Below are 18,249 nucleotides of genomic sequence, written 5' to 3'. Positions count from 1 at the left end.
GAATTTTTAACAATGAAAGAGCACCCTACTACCCATTCTGATGATATGTCTGACGATCGCGAAGCTGAGGTTGACCCCGTTCGCGAGGTTGTACCCGCAGCCAGCACGCCCGGGAAACGGCGCCACAAAGTAGAAGTTGTTTTAGAAGAGAATCGCCCCAGTCTGCGGGAGGAATTGCACGATCGCAAAATCGAGCAATTGCGCCAAATGTTCGATCGACACCGAGGCGATCGCCAGTTAATATTATTACAAGATTTTCCCGACCCCGACGCACTTTCGAGCGCTTGGGCTTACAAATTAATCGCCGAACAGTACGATATTCAATGCGAGATGATCTACGCCGGCGCCCTCAGCCACCAAGAAAATATTGCTTTAGTTAGATTAACCGGATTACCGTTGCAGCGCTGGACGCTGGAAACGACAAAAACGAAGGATTTGTCGGTGTATCAGGGCTGTGTTTTTATTGACAACCAAGGCACGACTTGTAACTTAACTGAGTTTATTTTAGGGGCTGGAGTGCCGATCGCAGCAGTGATCGATCACCACAGTTTGCAGGGGGAAATCAACGCAGAATTTACGCATTTGCGCCCGGATATCCGCGCTACAGCCACGATTTTTACCGAATATTTGCAGGCCGGAATGCTAACTCTCGACAGCAGTATCAGCCAGCACGTCAAGTGCGCTACAGCTTTGATGCACGGTTTGCGATCGGATACCAACGCCCTCAGACAAGCTCAGGAGGAGGATTTTTTAGCTGCGGCTTATTTGAGCCGATTTTATGACCCGCAGTTGCTGAATGCGGTGTTACAGTCGTCTCGTTCTAAATGGGTGATGGATGCGATCGAGCGATCGCTCAAACACCGCATCGTCCAGAACAATTTCTCGATCGCGGGCATCGGCTACCTCCGTTATGACGATCGCGATTCCATTCCCCAAGCAGCGGACTTTCTAGTAACAGAAGAGAACGTACACACAGCAGTTGTTTACGCCATTGTTCACGACAAAGACGAAGAAATCGAAGTAGTAATCGGCTCGCTGCGAACGAATAAACTAACTCTCGACCCCGACGAATTCATTAAAGAAGCCTTCGGTCAAGATGCTCAAGGACGCTTTTTTGGAGGCGGCAGAAGTCAAGCTGGAGGTTTTGAAATTCCGGTAGGATTTCTTTCCGGCGGCAATGAGAACAGCGACTATGCAAGGCACAAATGGGAAGTATTCGATGCTCAAATTAAGCATAAATTGCTGAATTTAATTAGTCCTAAAGATAATCCTGTTTACGATCATTAACTCTGGAGTTTGTAGGTCTGGTTTTTATGCCAGCAAGAGCAGGGAAATACCGATCGCACAGCCGAGAAGCTTAACAGTTGACAGCTTGCGCTGAGCGACTTGCCCCGAGCGAAGTCGAGGGGAGTCGAAGAGTTGACAGTTGACGCAAGGAGTGCGAAGTTTTTAGGCAGGGGATTTAAGCCCCTGCCTAAAAACAATCCACCTAAAGGTGGGGGCTTAAATCCCCTGTGATGACGGTAAACTAGACGACAGCGCCAAATGTCAATTCAGTTGTAAAATAGCCCGGAAATGTCGATCGCGCCAAACTTCAAAGCTCGCGGGCGATCGCACAACTATCAAAAAGGACAGCGACAGTGCATCTCTATCTAGTCCGTCACGGCATCGCAGCGGAACCCGAAGAATACGAAACCGACGAGGAACGCCCGCTGACTAAAGAGGGCGAGCGAAAAACGCGGAAAGTCGCCCAGCGCCTGTACAATCTCGAAATTCAGTTCGATCTGATTGTCGCCAGTCCCCTACTGCGCGCCTCGCAAACCGCGCAAATCCTGTTGTCAGCGCATCTGAGTTCCCAAATAGCAGAATCCGCCGCCCTGGCACCCTCAGGAGACATTGGCGACTGGCTGAAGTGGTACAAACAGTGGCAGGAAACAGGAAACAGCAGCTTGGCTTTGGTGGGACACCAACCAGATTTGGGCAATTGGGCTGAAACTTTGCTTTGGGGGCGATCGCACGAAACGCTGATTCTCAAAAAAGCAGGTATCATCGGCTTAATTCTCCCCGAAACAGGCTCACCAGTCGGCCGCAGCCAAATGTTCTGGCTGAGTGGGCCCAAGTTTTTGCTCTGCTAGAAACCGGGAAGCGCCCTCTATTACCCGCTTTCTCGGACACAAAAACTGGGTTTTAGGGGCTAAAATATCTAGGGGTGCGATCGGCAAGTCCGTTGAAAAAGCCAGTTTCTGAGCATCCTTACGCCGGAGTCGCGATCGAATGATTCTTTGTCAAGACGGTGACACTCTCTTGCTTTCTGCTAATGTAATTTGATTAGATTCAACTCACACAACACGGTATCGCAATGGTCGTCGGCGAATTCAAACCAGGTTTAGAAGGTGTTCCCGCCACCTTGTCCAGTATTAGTTACGTAGACGGACAAAAAGGGGTGCTGGAATATCGCGGGATTAGCATCGAGGAACTAGCACTCAAAAGTTCCTTTGTGGAAACTTCATATTTATTAATCTGGGGCGTACTTCCGACAAAGGAAGAACTAGAAGCTTTCGAGCATGAAATTCGCTATCACCGCCGGATCAAATATCGCATCCGCGACATGATGAAATGCTTTCCCGAAAGAGGACATCCTATGGATGCCCTACAAGCTTCAGCAGCGGCTTTAGGTTTATTTTACTCGCGCCGAGCTCTGGCTAACCCAGCATACATTCGAGAAGCTGTAGTGCGGCTGCTAGCTAAGATTCCCACAATGGTAGCAGCGTTCCAGCAAATGCGGCGGGGTAATGACCCGGTGCGGCCTAGGGATGATTTGAACTACTCGGCTAACTTTCTGTATATGCTCAACGAGCAAGAACCCGATCCGCTGTTGGCTAATATTTTTGATGCTTGTCTGACTCTCCATGCGGAACATACCATCAATGCTTCTACATTTTCAGCAATGGTAACAGCTTCGACGCTGACAGATCCTTACGGGGTGATTGCTTCAGCAGTTGGTACTTTGGCGGGGCCTCTGCATGGGGGAGCGAATGAAGAAGTGATTGAGATGTTGGAGCAAATTGGTTCAGTGGAAAACGTGCGGGCTTTTGTCGAGAAGAGTGTTGAAAACAAGGACAAAATCATGGGATTCGGACACCGAGTTTATAAGGTGAAAGATCCGAGAGCAACTATTCTTCAAGGATTAGCTGAACAGTTATTTGACAACTTCGGACGCGATGATTATTACGACATTGCTGTCAAGTTGGAAGAAGTAGTTGAGGAGAAATTAGCTCACAAAGGAATTTATGCTAATGTAGATTTCTATTCTGGTCTAGTTTACCGGAAAATGGGAATTCCGACAGACTTGTTTACACCAGTTTTTGCGATCGCCCGCGTTGCAGGTTGGCTAGCTCACTGGAAGGAACAGCTAGAGACAAACCGCATCTATCGCCCGACTCAAATCTATACGGGTACTCACGGTGAGCCTTATATTGCGATCGAGGAAAGACTCTCATCTTAACCTCAAAGCTGTAGCCGTAGGGTGCGTCGCCATCCAAAAATCTGTCAATAAAAATAGACTTTTCCAGTAGCGACGCACCTTACCAAAATGTTGGTTTGTTTCCTCATCTCTAGAAAAAAACAGGTGCGTCGCCATGAGATTGTTGCTGTTGATGAAGGATTGTCGATGGCGACACACCCTACGGTTTAACTGCAATTGTGGGATAATTACAACTTAGGTAAATAGGATGAGTCTCAGTAATACAGCAAAGGAAATGCTCTGGATTGGCTCCTGGAATGACCTAGACGAAATACTCAGTGCTAACAATAGTCTTATGTTAGTCGCTCCTGACTGGAGTGAAATGTCTCTCGATGATGCACAAGGAACGATCCAAGACCACGCATACGAGTCTCAGAAAGTACAGTTCTGTCGCACTTACTACCGTGGAAAACCAGCACTTCGTCTCACATTCTTTGATAGAGATTAGGTCAACAAAAATGGTTGGCTTCGTTGCTAAGAATTGTAGGGTGCGTCATTTTTGGATATAGCACAAAAAACTAGGATTTACTAAGATGACGCACCTTACTAATTGTCCTAGTTGGATAAGTCCTGTTTGGGTAGGGTACTCCGTGGGAATCCTGCTTGTATTTACGCTTTGCTTGTATAGTATTAGGTAGAAAGCGAACGTAACATCCATGACTTACAGCAACAACGAACTTGATGGCAAGTCTTTCTACCAATCCGAACCCTTAATCGCCCGGTTGAGAGGGATTATCCGAGATTATCCCGAAGGCGTTGGCATTATCAAAGAGTTGATTCAAAATGCTGACGATGCTAAAGCAACGCGGGTAGAAATTACTCTGGATTGGCGTCACCACCATCAGGTCAAACAATTGCCTGACGATCGCATGATACAGCTCATGGGGCCGGCGATGTTAGTCTACAACGATCGCGTATTTACAGATAAAGACTTTGACAGCATTCGCAGTCTGGGACAAAGCGAGAAGGCGCGAGACTTGCAGAAAACTGGTAGATTTGGCGTCGGATTTAACGCAATATATCACGTTACAGATTATCCCAGCTTCATTTCGCGCGATCGCATCATCTTTTTCGACCCCCACGGCGCAGCGATTCCTGGCACTTCTCGACAGGAACCCGGGCGCGAGTGGAATTTAGTCAATACTAAATGGTACGAAAAATATCCCGATTTTATGCAAGTCTACGCAGCGGGAGGATTGCCATTAGGAGATACAAATTTTCAAGGCACTTTGTTTCGCTTGCCTTTAAGAACCGCAGAACACGCGGAAAAGAGCGAAATTCGCAAACAAGCGTTTACCGAATCCAACGTCAAAGAACTGCTAGACGAACTGATTAATTCCGGTGAGGAACTGCTGCTGTTTTTGAAATCTGTGCAGGAAATTAGAGTTTACGAAATTCCCGCCAACAGCCAAGGAACCAGACAAGAAATTCTCGCAATTGTCACCCAGAACCAGCAAGAAGTACAAGAATCGCGCCAACAACTCCTCAATGCTATTCCCGATACACCAGACAAATTGCTGGAATTGTGCCACAATAATCCAGCAGGTTTAGTCTCTGTTTCTTACCGCCATGAGATAGAAACAATTAGCCGAAATCGCAATACAAAATCAACTTGGAGAACAGTCAGTTTAATTCGCACAGACGCAGGTGGCGAGTTGGCAAAAGTCATACAAGCAATGTACGAAAGCCAAGAAAAAGTATTACCTTGGGCGGGCGCTGCTGCGAGGATTAATGCTGTGAGCACCGAGGGAAATCCTCAACCTGTTAGCGGCAAAGTTTACTGTTTTTTGCCGCTTCCCCTCGAAACTGGGCTGCCCGTTCATATTAACGGTTTTTTCAACTTAAATAGTTCGCGCGACAACCTCAGCAGCGACAGCGGACAAACTGGAAAAGACCGACCGAGAGCTATTTGGAACCATCTACTCGCGCAGCACGTTTTGTCCCACGCTTATGTTAATTTAATTGTTGATTTAGTGCAAGATATCGGCAGGTATCAGCCAGAGGAATTTTACAGATTTTGGCCTGTTGGCAAAATTACTGTCAGCAAAGCCCTCGAAGAACTGCACCGCTTTGTCATACAGTTATTGTATCAGAGGCCAGTTGTGCGATCGGCTGTAGAACACGCTGTAATTGAAGGTCAATTCAGCGGGCCTGCGATGTCACACACCAGATGGGTGACGCCTCCGACAGTCAAAAATCTACCCTCAAAAAAGTGGTGGGACGAATTATTAGCACCGCTGCGCGCCGACAATATCGACATTCCCAAACCGCCATTACCAGACTCTATTTTGGCAGCTTTTAAAGATGCAGGTTTGCCCTTGCCAACATTCACTGCTGCTAACTTGCGGCAGCACTTAACCGAAAACCAACAGCTAGGTGTGCCGTTGCAAGATGCACCGAAACCAAGCTTGCAAAATAGACAGTGGATTGCCCATATGCTGCGCTATTGCATCAGCGACAATCACCGAGATTTGCGCGGTTTACCCTTAGCTATTCTCGCTAACAACACTCTGCAAGTATTTGGTAACAACCCGATCGGAACTATTTACATTTCAGAGGATACAGCAAGGCAGATATTTGCCAATCATCTAGAATGGTTTTTACACCAAGATTTAACCAATGTAGTGCCTCTACATAACATGATTGGCGTGTCAGAGATGAATGCTACAGAAGTAGCGAAGAAATTGGTTCATGTAATTAGTTCAACCAAGTCGGAATGTGATTGGCAAGCTGATGCACAACATCCACCAAATGCAGATTGGTTGACTCTCGTTTATAATTATTTTTTCAATATCTCCCACAGATATCTGTCGCAGGAAACAGTCGAGGAATTGAAGAAAGTTCCGTTGGTTCCGGGAAATGATGGTAAGCTTTATAAAGGAGGAAAAGTTGACACTCCTTTGTTGTGTGGTGATAATATTACGGCGGAAACGATCGAGGCTGTAAAGTATTTTGGGGTGACACTTGTCCGAGCACCGGCAAAGCTTAAAAGTGCGATCGCCCAATTTGCTCAACGACACCAAAATCTGTTAGTCTATTTTCTCACAGGCCCAGATGTTCTAGACACGGTATCTTCGCGGTGCGATCGAGGTTTGCCACCATACCACCAACAGCATTATACGTCTCTCCTCAACTTCCTGGCAGATTCTGAGCCAACAAATTACGACGGAGATAGCCTCAATAAGCTGCGTCAACTTCCAATATACCCCACAACATCCCACGAAATAGTTGCCCTCACCGATGAAAATGTCTACCTTCCTGGCGGCGGATACGAACCGCCGGAAATTGCAGGTACGCTAAGGCTTTTACGCACAGACAAAAACCGGGAATGGCTGCGACTGTTCCAACTTTTGCAAGTTCCGGTACTGAATCGTGCTAGACTAATTCGCGAGTGTTTGTTGCCTGAATATGCGTCGTTTGCCCCGGAAGAACAGTTAATCGCGCTGGTGTGGATTCGAGATAATCTGAGCGAGGCTTGCAAAGAACTAGAAAAGGCGGGAGAAGATGCTTTTTCATTCCAGCAAGAGCTAAAAAAGGCGCGTTTGGTACGCTGTGGCGATCGCAGATTGCGCTCTGCCGAACTAATTTACAATCCCGAAAGTCAAGTAATTCGCAACATTCTGGGAAATTTAGCAGCTATTCCCGACATGGAATTTTACTCGCAGGATTATCCACTCTGGCTCGACTTTTTCGAGAATTTGGGTATGCGAAAAACCTTGAGTGCAGATGATATTGTAGCTTGTGTTGACAATCTAATTCAAACAGCCAACCGTTCAGGTACAGGCGCAGTAACCGATGCTTGCATAGCGGTTTTTAACTACATCGTCGAGCATTGGGATGCACTAAAACATACCCAAATTGGCAACACCAACAAAACACTGTCTGAAACACTCGCAGATAAACCTTGGCTTCCTGTCGAGCAAAATCCTCAGAAGCTAAGCGAATATCCCGCTGCTGCGATACCCGAACCGAGGCTGTATCGCGCTAAAGATATCTGTTTTATTCAAGATGTTCGCTTAGTTGCGAGCCAAAAATTCTTATTTGTACGCCCTCAGCGGGACTTGCTGAAGCCCGAAATCAGGAATGCACTGGGTTTTCAGCCAGTAGATACCAGTACAGTTATCGATCACTTTGATACATTAATAAAAACTTGGGAAAATGACATTTGAAATTGCAATACCAGATGATAAAAACGCACAAGTACAATCAGTCAAGGCAATTTATCAGTATCTCGATGAGACTTTCATCAAAAGTAATATTTCCAGGGAACAACGCCAGCAAATTCAACAGCGTTTTGCTAGCCGTCAATGTCTGTGGGATGAGTCTAGCAGCAAGTTTTGGCGTCCCAAACACGCTTTTTTAGATGACGTGCCTTTTTTTGGGAACCGCCGCACAACTATAGCTATTTCTCATCCATTTTCCGAAGTTTATCAGCTTTTAGGACAAGGAATCTCGCCCGTTGTGCAAGATTACCTAGATTTTCTCGAAGAATTAGCAGCCGAGTACAGCAACACACCATTAAACGCAGCCGACAAAAACTATGCAATCGAGGTAATCAGCCGCCTAGAATCTCAACAGTTATTAGAAGGGTGCACAGTTAACAACCCACCGATGCTTACTGCAAACAGCACGCTGGTTCCCGCCTGTCAAGTTCTGATTCCTGATGCACCTTGGCGCCAAGATTACATTGATTCCAACCGAATACTGCACCAGCAAATCTCCCCAAAATTTGCCAAATCTGCCGGAAGTCTTTCTTTATTAAAAGATGTTGTTGAACGTCCGGCGGCTGTCAAAAATACCTTAAATCCTCAAAGTAATGATTGGTGTCTGGAATGGCAAAAAACGCTCAATTCCCCAGAATTTAGCTTTGGTTTAAAGCGGCTGATTTTCCACGAACACGACTGCGAACCAATCCTTGATATGCTTTGGATTGCTAAAGCTAAAGTTGCGCCAGTCAGTCACATTAATGTAGATTTATTCTGGGAGGGTGAAACTCAAATCGCTTCAGCTATACCGGGTACTCAATATTTTGACGAGTTCAATAAAATATTTCATATTATCAGTAGCGGTAGCAGATACATTATGCTATGCTATTTAGCAGAGAGTATTAACGCTCAACTCGGCGACTATGCAGTGCAAAATCTGCTGCCGCTTGCAAGTATTCTGGATGCAAAGCCGCACAATATTAATGGTTTGCTAAACGAGTTGCGGATTAGGTCTTTACCGGGCGATTTGTCTCCCGTCGCTGTAGCTAATTCAGAAATTAAATCCCCTGCAAATGATAGCGGCGATAAAAAGGGCGATAGTTCAATTTACTGGGGCGCATTTTGAGGGAGAATATATATCTTGCAAAAGTCTTTTTAATTAACTTTTAGAACGGGCAAGATGCCCGTTCCACAGAAAAAAAAATAATTTTGTGGAACGGGCATCTTGCCCGTTCCTAACTATTTTTGTAAGAGTCTAATAACGCGCTGCGCGATCGGCTGAGGAAAGTCCGCCGCCGCACACCCTACGCGCTCTATTCTTTCGTCCGCGGAGGCGGACTTCGCTTGTGTAGACGCGGTTTCAACCGCCGTCTTATCTATTCTTTCGTCCGCGGAGGTGGTCGCTGAGCTTGTCGAAGTGCGGACATTGTTTGTGTAGACGCGGTTTCAACCGCCGAGTCTACACCAACCATCCGCGCCGAATCCGCGCCGAATCTACACAGATTGAGTTACATGATGACGGCTAGTCAACTTATCCAATTGATTCACCAACAAACTCAGGAACAATCCCACATCAGTCACAACACCAGTAGATTCGATCGACCCTCGATCGCTCAATTTCGTCACCACAGCCGGATTAATGTCCACACAGACCATCTTTACGCCCGCCGGAGTCATATTTCCCACCCCGATCGAATGCAACATAGATGACAGCATTAACACCATATCCGCGCCCCGTAACAGCTCAGTATAGTCTTCTTGAGCCTTAACCATATCCATTTGCGTGTCAGGAAGTGGCCCATCATCGCGGATAGAACCGGCCAGCGAAAACGGTATATTGTGCTTCACACATTCGTACATCACACCGTTAGTAATCACGCCAGCTTCCACTGTTTTAGCAATACTGCCATAACGGCGCACAGTGTTAATCATTTTCAAGTGGTGTCGGTGTCCGCCGCGCACAGCAACGCCGCGTTTCATGTCAACTCCCAGAGAAGTTCCCATGCTCGATTGTTCCATGTCGTGAACCGCGATCGCATTTCCACCTAACAATGCTTGCACATAACCTTCGCGGATCAAATGTGCTAAATGTTCGCCACCGCCCGTGTGGATGACAACAGGCCCCGCTGTCACTACAACTTTGCCTCCCCGATCGCGAATTTGGCGCAATTCCCACGCTACTTGTTCCACTACCAATTCTACGCGGCGTTCGCTAGAAACGCTGCCGGACATAAAGCTAAATTCTTGAGAATTGCGCTGTTCCCGCGATTCTGTTTTGCGGATGGTGCGGATGCCGACCACATCAACAACGACTTTTTCACCTACTTTCAAATCGCGCAACAATTTGCACGTAGCCACCGGGCCTTCTGCGGTTTCAGTAATCGCAACTGCGCCGTCCATTCGCTGATTTCGCGCTTTCACCCACTGACCCTTTACCCGCACTTCTGTGGGATAAATCGTACTAACGTAAAAGTCATCTGGCCCGACTCCATCTTGCACGACAGGTTCTAAAATAGCATCGCAAATATCTTGCGGCGGCGGGACGGCACCCAAGTCAATCAGCAATCCGATGATTTCTTCCATCACATCATGGGAAGGTGCCGAAACTTTCACATCCGCAGATGATGTGCTTTGGCGCTGCTCTCCTAAATTGAAATTAAGCACTTGGAAACTGCCGCCATTTTCGATAACTAAGTCTAAAGCGCGGCTGATTAAACCCGCATCCAGCAAGTGACCTTCCATGCGAATCGTGCGGCTTTCTACCATCACGTTTGCCGATCGATCTTCTTGCACAGGTTCATTCACCCGCAGCGTCAAACACTTACAGGCGCCGCCAGCTTTCAAGAATTCGCTCATCGGGGTTTCAATAACTTGGAAGCCCGCCTTAGTAATGCTATTTTTTAAGCCTTCGCTAACCTTATTCATTACCACAACTTTGTCAATATTGACAGCATTGCAAGCAAAGTTGGCGGCATCTGCTTCTTGAATGGCAATCCGTTTTTCCGGCGCCACTCGCATTTCAATTAAGCGGTTTGAGTAAGAGTCAAATGCTGCTGGATAGTAAAGCAAATAGCCGCCTGTGAGCGGACAAAAACAAGTGTCTAGGTGATAGAAACGTTCGTCTACTAAACGCAGCGATAGCACTTCAATGTTCAGCCATTTTGCTAGCAACGGGTGCGAGTCGAGTTCGGAACGGAAGCCGTATCCCGCCCACAACCAGCGTCCTTCGCGATCGAGCAAAGCATCGCCCGCACCTTCAAACGGCAAGTCTTTGGGGAGTTCGTGCACGGTAAAACCCTTGCTTTCAAACCATGCTTTGAAATAGGGTTCTTCGCCTTGGCGTTCCTTGTGATAGAAGCGGCTGAGGACAAAAGTATTGCCTAAAAGTAAGCCTGCATTGGCGGTGAACACCATATCCGGCCAGCCTTTTTCGGGTTGTACCAAGTCTACAACGGCGTTCTCTTTCAGGACGTGGTAGAGTTTTTCCCACTGTTCGACGGCGCGATCGCGCGATGATTTGTGCACGTTACCCTCCATCCAAGGGTTAATCACGTAATCCACATCGTAGTGGTCGGGAGCGCACATCAGGAAGCGAATTGAGTCAGTCATAATTCAGTTAAAATGTGGTAGATGCTACAGACGCAAGTTGAGATAGTATGTATCAAATCAACTCTCAAATTCACTCCCAAGAGAAAGAGTGCGGCGTCTCGCAGCGAAAAAAGTAGCTTTTAATTGTATCACGGCTAGGTTGAAATCTAACTAAACCGCAGACGCTTTCCATGAAATATCGCAGAAAATATCAATTTTTGATATTATCTCCAGTCAATGAGCCTTAATAAAAGGTTCGTAGTGAGGACTTTAGTCCGCATCCTCAGAAAGAAGGACTAAAGTCCTCACTACAAACCTGAAAGAAGGACTAAAGTCCTCACTACAAACCTGAAAGAAGGACTAAAGTCCTCACTACAAACCTGAAAGAAGGACTAAAGTCCTCACTACAAACCTGAAACAAGGACTAAAGTCCTCACTACAAACCTGAAAGAAGGACTAAAGTCCTCACTACAAACCTGAAAGAAGGACTAAAGTCCTCACTACAAACCTGAAAGAAGGACTAAAGTCCTCACTACAAACCTGTTTTACTTTTGACTTTTTGGGATATGGGTAGTTCGATCGCAAATTCTGTACCCCGCCCAACTTCTGAATCACACCACAACTTACCGCCGTGGCGATCTTTCACAATTTGGTAACTAATCGACAATCCCAAACCAGTGCCGCTACCGATCGGCTTTGTACTAAAAAATGGGTCAAACATCCTTGACTGAACCTCGGGACAAATACCGGGCCCGCTGTCAGCAATCCGCACAACAACTTGATTGTCCCTATTTATTTCAGTGCTAATGCGAATCTGAGGATTTTTATCAAACATTTGTCCAGCATCATTTGTAACTGTTGAAATATTGTTTGCTAATGACGAATGACTGATGACTAATGACTCTTCCACAGCATCGATCGCATTGGAGAGCAAATTCATAAATACTTGGTTTAATTGTGCCGGATAGCACTCGACGTTTGGCAGTTTGCCGTAATTTTTAACAACTTGAATTTCCCGACGTTGTGGCTGTGACTGCAATCGGTGCTGCAAAATCACCAAAGTGCTCTCTATCCCTTCATGAAGGTCGATTACTTTGCGCTCTTTTTCATCCAGTCTCGAAAAGTTGCGTAAAGACAGTACAATCTGCTTAATTCTGTTAGCACCTTGCTCCATTGAAGCCATGATTCTCGGGAAATCATCTGCTATAAAATCTACTTCTACTTCTGCCAATTCTTCCGCAATTTCGGGAACTGGTTCGGGATAATATTGCTGATAAAGTTGGATCAATTTTACCAAGTCGCGAGCGTACTGTGCGGCGGGAAGAATATTGCCGTAGATGAAGCTGACAGGGTTATTAATTTCGTGAGCAACTCCCGCTACCATTTGCCCAATACTTGACATTTTTGCGGCTTGAATGAGCTGGGCTTGAGCATTTTTTAAGTCTTGCAGAGTTTGTGTTAACTGTTGGGCTTTTTCTCGTTCTCGCTGTTCGCTAAATTGCAAATCTACTTCGGCTTGTTTGCGATCGCTAATATCGATGTGCGTGCCCGTCATCCGCAGAGGATTTCCCGCAGCAGATCGTTCCATCACCTTTGCTTGAGCCAAAATCCACTTCCACTCGCCAGATTTTGTCAGCATCCGAAATTGCGCTTCGTAGGTGGGTTTTTTGCCTTCCAGGTGAGCATTGAGCGCTGCTGTAGCCAATGGCAAATCCTCTAGGTGTAACAGTTGTTCCCACGATGCAAAACTATTTTCTATCTCGTCTACTTCATATCCGAGCATGGTTTTCCACCGCGAATTAAAGTATACTTCTCCCGTAGCAAGATTCCAATCCCACAATCCCGTCGCACTGCCTTCAAATGCCAGATAAAAACGTTTTTCGCTAAATTGCAAAGCAGCTTCGCCTTGTTTGCGATCGGTGATATCCATTACTGTTCCCAACAGTTTGATTACTTCTCCTGTTTCGTTAAAAACAGATCCTCCCCTTGCTTCTACGTATCGAATTTGACCGCTGGAATGCAAACTTCGGAACTCTTTTTTGTAGGAAGTTCCTTGTGAGATAGCGAGGCTGACAGTTTGTAGTAACAACTCTCTGTCATCGGGATGAAACATCTGTAAAAGTTCGACATATGTCGGTTCTCGTGCAGTTGAGTCTAGACCAAAAATGCTGAATACTTCTTCAGACCAAATAATTTTATTTGTGGCAATATCAAATTCCCAATTGCCGATATGGGCAATTTTCTGGGCTGCTGCTAGACTAGCTTCGCTCTGCTCGATTTTAAGTCGCTGCTGTTTATCTTGTGCGAGCAGATTGGCTTGGGCGATCGCAATTCCCATCTGCGCGGCCACAGATTTCAATAATCTGATCTCATCTTGCGTCCAGTGGCGCGGCTCATCGTACTGGTGCAAGCACATCATGCCGTTGGCTTTTCCCTGGTAGGAAGTGCGGATGGCTATCATCGACTTCAAACCTATTTGACGGTACAAATCTCTAACATTTTCGAGCAATGGCTCGGCAAAAACATCATCAGAAACGACTGGCCTATCTTGAGACAACACCAATTGAGCGTGAGGATTTCCCTGCACCGGAATTTCTACTACATCGCAAAGCGAACCCGCTTCAGATTTCCTGTACTGAGTCATACAATAAATCCGAGGAACTGGATGTTCGCTGTAGGTGTGAATCAAGCAGCTATCGGCATTGAAAACCCGACATATTTGCGCCGCTGCTGTTTGATAAACTTGGTCTTGTTTTAAGCTGTAGCGAATTTCCAGACTAATTGTTTCTAACAAAAATCTTTGCTTAATTTGCCGTTCCAAAGCAGATAAGGCTGTTTTTAACTCGAATTCTGCTTGTTTGCGATCGCTAATTTCAGTAGCAGTTCCCAGAATTTTCCAAGGTTTGCCATCTGCTGCTCTGACAAACACGGTATCCCGGCTCAAAAACCAACGATATTCACCGTTTTTGTGCTGGATTCGATACTCAAGCTCAAAGCTTTCACCGTCTTTTGCTGTCTCAATCCTGCTCATGTGTTCTGAGAATGCGGGCAAATCCTCAGCGTGTATTAAGTTAGGCAGAAATGCTGCTGGCATTTGCTGTATTTCAGCAAGCGAGTAGCCAATATCGGTATAAAGTTCGCGATTGAGATACAGAGTCCGCTGCTCGATGGCATCGTAAACGTACAAAACATTAGGATTCATTTTAATTACTGCCGACAGCCAGTTCTGACTTTCTCGCAGTTGTTCTTCGACTCGCTTGCGTTGTTCGATTTCTGCTTCGAGCACCGCATTTTGTTCTACAATTTGGTTAGAAAGCCTGCTGAGAAGCAGTTGATTTTCGACGCGGGCTACCACTTCTTCTGTTTCAAACGGTTTAGTAATGTAGTCTACCGCCCCCAGGGAAAAACCTTTGACTTTATCAAACGTTTCATTTAAAGAGCTGATAAAAATCACAGGAATATTTTTGGTTTCCGGACAAGCTTTTAGCAGTTCGCAGATTTTGTAGCCATCCATACCCGGCATCATGATGTCTAGCAAAATCAAATCCGGTGGACTCGTTCGAGCAAAGTTGAGAGCTAATTGGCCGTCCCGTGTTGGGCGCACTTTATATCCCCGCTGAGACAAAACCTGGGATAAAAGGCGCAAGTTTTCTGGGTGGTCGTCCACCATTAAAATGTTTGGTTTTAAACCCTTATTTTGAAATGCCAGTGTTGGTATTTTTACGTTTATTTTGTCAATTTTATTCACAACATACTCCCTCAAGGTATTATTTAATGTTTCTTTTTAAATTTAAAATTCCACCACTGTTTGCACGTAGAAGTATTAGGTTGTAGCAGTTAGAGTATTGGTAGATGTTGATTTTTGCACGGATTTGAGCAATACAAGTTTAAATCAGCTCTGCATCCTGTTTTTTGAGTCTTGGCGGTCAAAGAGCGACTCTATGCGATACATTTATCAGCTATGGCAGCATAAATCAGGCTATCAGCCTCTTTTTTACGCTAGGGCGGTGGAACTGTCCGATCGCTCGCCAAGATTGCACACCCTCGATCGTGTGTAGTAATTGTATCAGAACTGTCTAACTGTGGGTATTTTATTATTTTAAAAAAAATTAACATCTCTAAAAAACAGCCGAACTTCCTAAAATTACCGGCTAATCCCACAATTTTTTTTATTAAACATAAAAATTTTCCACCCTTGAGAATTCGGTTTCACCTGCATTTACCGGGCTGCCGCCACTTGTGTAGTTTCAGTATTTATACTTACTTTATTGTTTCGGCAACTACACAAGCCTGTAAAAGCTCCTAAAATATCTTATATTTTATTTGTGCGCGATCGCTAGCCTATGGCACTTTTGTATCTGGCTGGAATTCACTGTAAGCAGCATACACGGCTTTCACATTGTACCAATTCAGAAAAATCCGAGCAATTTCTAAAGCGAGCTGCGGTTGACCTCGGTCAATTAACCACTGCAAAAAAGGTTTCATTGTGCGCTCATTGAGCATCCCGCCCAAAGATAAAACTCCCCACAGTATTTGGTGCAAAACAGTCATTTGAATCATCAGCCGCACTTCCCAACTCGGATGTTTTTGATAAAACAAAACTCCCATTCTCCCGCGCTGAATTTCTCGGTCGATCATGCCAGGAATTTGCTGCAAACTAAAAGGTGGATGCCAGTGATAGCCGACAGCCTGCGGACATTTAATCAGTTTTAAACCTAATTTTTTTAACCTCACACCCAATTCTAAATCTTCCCATCCGTACAGTTGAAAGCGATTGTCAAATAGTCCAGCTTCCAGCAGCCAGTGACGGGCGATCGCGACATTTCCCGTAGCAAAATAAGCGGCGGAAAAATCGGTTATTTTGTAAGGTTCCGCAGTGGGATTGTCGAAATTGGCAGTATTAATCACGCTGCCGTAAGTAAAAACCGCATCAGTATCTCTATAACCTTGTAGCAAAGCATCTGCGTGTGCTTGCAAAAAATCCTTTGTAACGACTAAATCGCTGTCTATAAAAATAATTGTCTCGCCTTTAGCATCTTCAACGCCCAAATTCCGGGCGGCGGCGGGGCCTTGGTGAGATTGACAGATCGATCGCACGTGCGGCAAAAACTCGGCATCGGCGGCCAACCACTCGATCGTCCCGTCCGTCGAACCGTCATCGACTACAATCACCTCATAATCTGTGACAATGTGATCAAACTGCTGATTTTCCAAAGCCAGTAGACATTTTGCCAAAATCGGTTTACGATTGTACGTCGGAATCACAACACTAAAAAACACGGCTTTTCCCCATCGCCACAGTTACCGTATCCCACGGTAGCAGATTTTTCGCAGCAACCGAGCCGAGAAATAGCCAAGTTGACCAAAAAAAGAATATCTAAATCTGTACCATTCCTGACAAGAATCTAGGTCGATTAGGTGCATAATACAAAGTTGGTTAAATTCCAATACGGTTGGGTTAACCCAGATCCCCCCTAACCCCCCTTAAAAAGGGGAGTAGGGGGTGGGACAAGAAATTGATCAAAGTCCCCCTTCGATCGGGGGATGCGAGGGGGATCTCCGGGCAATAAACAGTCTTAACCCAACCGTATTAAGTTAAATTCAGGATGTAAATAGCAATGAGTCGCGCTAAAAAAGTTGTGCTAGCATATTCCGGCGGAGTCGATACCTCCGTCTGTATTCCTTACCTGATGAAGGAGTGGGGAGTCGAAGAGGTAATTACTCTGGCGGCGGATTTGGGACAGGGAGACGAATTAGAACCCATCCGCAAGAAAGCTTTAGCATCTGGTGCTTCGGAATCGTTGGTGATCGATGCTACCGAAGAATTTGTCAAAGATTATGCGTTTCCAGCAATTCAAGCCAACGCGCTTTACGAAAATCGGTATCCGCTTTCTACGGCGCTAGCCCGCCCGCTGATTGCTAAATTGTTGGTAGAAGCTGCGGAAAAATACGGTGCGGATGCGATCGCCCACGGTTGTACAGGTAAGGGAAACGATCAAGTACGGTTCGATGTGTCGATCGGCGCGCTGAATCCCAAGATTAAAATCTTAGCACCGGCGCGGGAGTGGAAAATGAGCCGCGAGGAAACCATCGCCTACGGCGAGAGATGCGGGATTCCGTCGCCGGTGAAGAAGTCTTCGCCTTATAGTATCGATCGCAATTTGTTAGGAATGGCGATCGAAGCCGGCATCCTCGAAGATCCTTGGGCGGAACCGCCGGAAGAGGTGTTTTTGATGACAAAGGCGATCGAACAAACTCCCGACACACCCGAATACATAGAAATCGGTTTCGACTGCGGAAAACCAGTCAGTTTAAACGGCAAAGAATTAGCACCAGTCGCCTTAATTACCCAACTCAACCAAATAGCTGGAAATCACGGAGTCGGCCGCATCGACATGATTGAAAACCGCGTAGTCGGGATTAAATCGCGGGAAATTTACGAAACCCCAGGAATTTTAGTCTTAATGCACGCGCACCGAGACTTAGAAAGTTTAACATTGACAGCCGATGTCACCCGATACAAGCGAGGAATCGAAGAAACCTACAGCCAAATGATTTACAACGGTCTTTGGTACAACCCTTTAAAAACAGCGTTAGATGCCTTTATTCACGACACGCAAAAGCGAGTAACTGGAACCGTGCGACTAAAAATGTTCAAAGGAAATGCGACAATCGTCGGCCGCAAATCCGAAAATTCGCTGTACAGTTTCGACTTAGCAACCTACGGCGCCGAGGACGAATTCGACCACAAAGCCGCCGAAGGATTTGTCTACGTTTGGGGACTTCCAACCCGTATTTGGTCGGAGAAGAATCGAGGTTAGGAATTAGTAGGGCGCATAAGTCCGCCAGGGGTTTAAACCCCTGGCTAATAGCGAAAGTCCTCTAAAAGAGGACTGAATAATTTATGAGTTCTCTAATTATACCAATTGTAAA

The 18,249-nt window shown here is 45.9% G+C and carries 10 protein-coding genes; 7 read left to right on the top strand and 3 right to left on the bottom strand.

What is annotated here, in order from left to right; translation table 11 throughout:
• Nucleotides 1-12: 12 nt before the first annotated feature.
• The 6 genes from QZW47_RS11385 to QZW47_RS11360 all read left to right on the top strand — a co-directional run bounded on the left by QZW47_RS11385 (nucleotide 13) and on the right by QZW47_RS11360 (nucleotide 8,854).
• On the top strand, nucleotides 13-1,287 hold the full coding sequence (locus QZW47_RS11385) for a bifunctional oligoribonuclease/PAP phosphatase NrnA (protein ID WP_293127183.1): 1,275 nt from the start codon (nucleotides 13-15) through the stop codon (nucleotides 1,285-1,287).
• A gap of 353 nt (nucleotides 1,288-1,640) precedes the next feature.
• Nucleotides 1,641-2,135 (top strand): phosphohistidine phosphatase SixA, encoded by a 495-nt coding sequence (gene sixA / locus QZW47_RS11380; RefSeq protein ID WP_293127181.1) that lies wholly within the window; start codon nucleotides 1,641-1,643, stop codon nucleotides 2,133-2,135.
• Nucleotides 2,136-2,359: 224 nt separating this feature from the next.
• The gene (locus QZW47_RS11375; protein ID WP_293127179.1) at nucleotides 2,360-3,505 is read left to right on the top strand and encodes a citrate synthase; all 1,146 of its coding nucleotides are present in this window, start codon (nucleotides 2,360-2,362) and stop codon (nucleotides 3,503-3,505) included.
• Between the two features lie 226 nt (nucleotides 3,506-3,731).
• Nucleotides 3,732-3,971: a hypothetical protein gene (locus QZW47_RS11370; protein ID WP_293127177.1), complete on the top strand. Its 240-nt coding sequence runs from the start codon at nucleotides 3,732-3,734 to the stop codon at nucleotides 3,969-3,971.
• Nucleotides 3,972-4,179: 208 nt separating this feature from the next.
• Nucleotides 4,180-7,692: a hypothetical protein gene (locus QZW47_RS11365; RefSeq protein ID WP_293127175.1), complete on the top strand. Its 3,513-nt coding sequence runs from the start codon at nucleotides 4,180-4,182 to the stop codon at nucleotides 7,690-7,692.
• Nucleotides 7,682-8,854, top strand: coding sequence for a hypothetical protein (locus tag QZW47_RS11360; protein WP_293127173.1), 1,173 nt, complete (start codon nucleotides 7,682-7,684; stop codon nucleotides 8,852-8,854). Before QZW47_RS11365 ends, QZW47_RS11360 begins: the two co-directional genes overlap by 11 nt.
• A 368-nt stretch (nucleotides 8,855-9,222) precedes the next feature.
• On the opposite strand, the gene QZW47_RS11355 is transcribed toward QZW47_RS11360, so the two are convergent.
• From QZW47_RS11355 to QZW47_RS11345, 3 genes are all read right to left on the bottom strand, one after another.
• The gene (locus tag QZW47_RS11355; protein ID WP_293127171.1) at nucleotides 9,223-11,337 is read right to left on the bottom strand and encodes a TIGR00300 family protein; all 2,115 of its coding nucleotides are present in this window, start codon (nucleotides 11,335-11,337) and stop codon (nucleotides 9,223-9,225) included.
• A 511-nt stretch (nucleotides 11,338-11,848) separates the two neighbouring features.
• Nucleotides 11,849-15,064 carry a PAS domain-containing protein gene (locus QZW47_RS11350; RefSeq protein WP_293127169.1) on the bottom strand — a complete coding sequence of 1,072 codons (3,216 nt, stop codon included), beginning with the start codon at nucleotides 15,062-15,064 and terminating at the stop codon, nucleotides 11,849-11,851.
• A 593-nt stretch (nucleotides 15,065-15,657) separates the two neighbouring features.
• On the bottom strand, nucleotides 15,658-16,596 hold the full coding sequence (locus QZW47_RS11345; protein WP_293127167.1) for a glycosyltransferase: 939 nt from the start codon (nucleotides 16,594-16,596) through the stop codon (nucleotides 15,658-15,660).
• 338 nt (nucleotides 16,597-16,934) lie between these two features.
• On the opposite strand from QZW47_RS11345, the gene QZW47_RS11340 reads away from it, so the two are divergent.
• On the top strand, nucleotides 16,935-18,137 hold the full coding sequence (locus QZW47_RS11340) for an argininosuccinate synthase (RefSeq protein ID WP_293127165.1): 1,203 nt from the start codon (nucleotides 16,935-16,937) through the stop codon (nucleotides 18,135-18,137).
• Nucleotides 18,138-18,249: the final 112 nt, after the last annotated feature.

Origin of the sequence: Microcoleus sp. bin38.metabat.b11b12b14.051 (assembly GCF_013299165.1) — a bacterium.
Classification (GTDB): domain Bacteria; phylum Cyanobacteriota; class Cyanobacteriia; order Cyanobacteriales; family Microcoleaceae; genus Microcoleus.
Note: the sequence above shows the minus strand (reverse complement) of the source record. Positions and strands in the feature narration are given on the sequence as shown.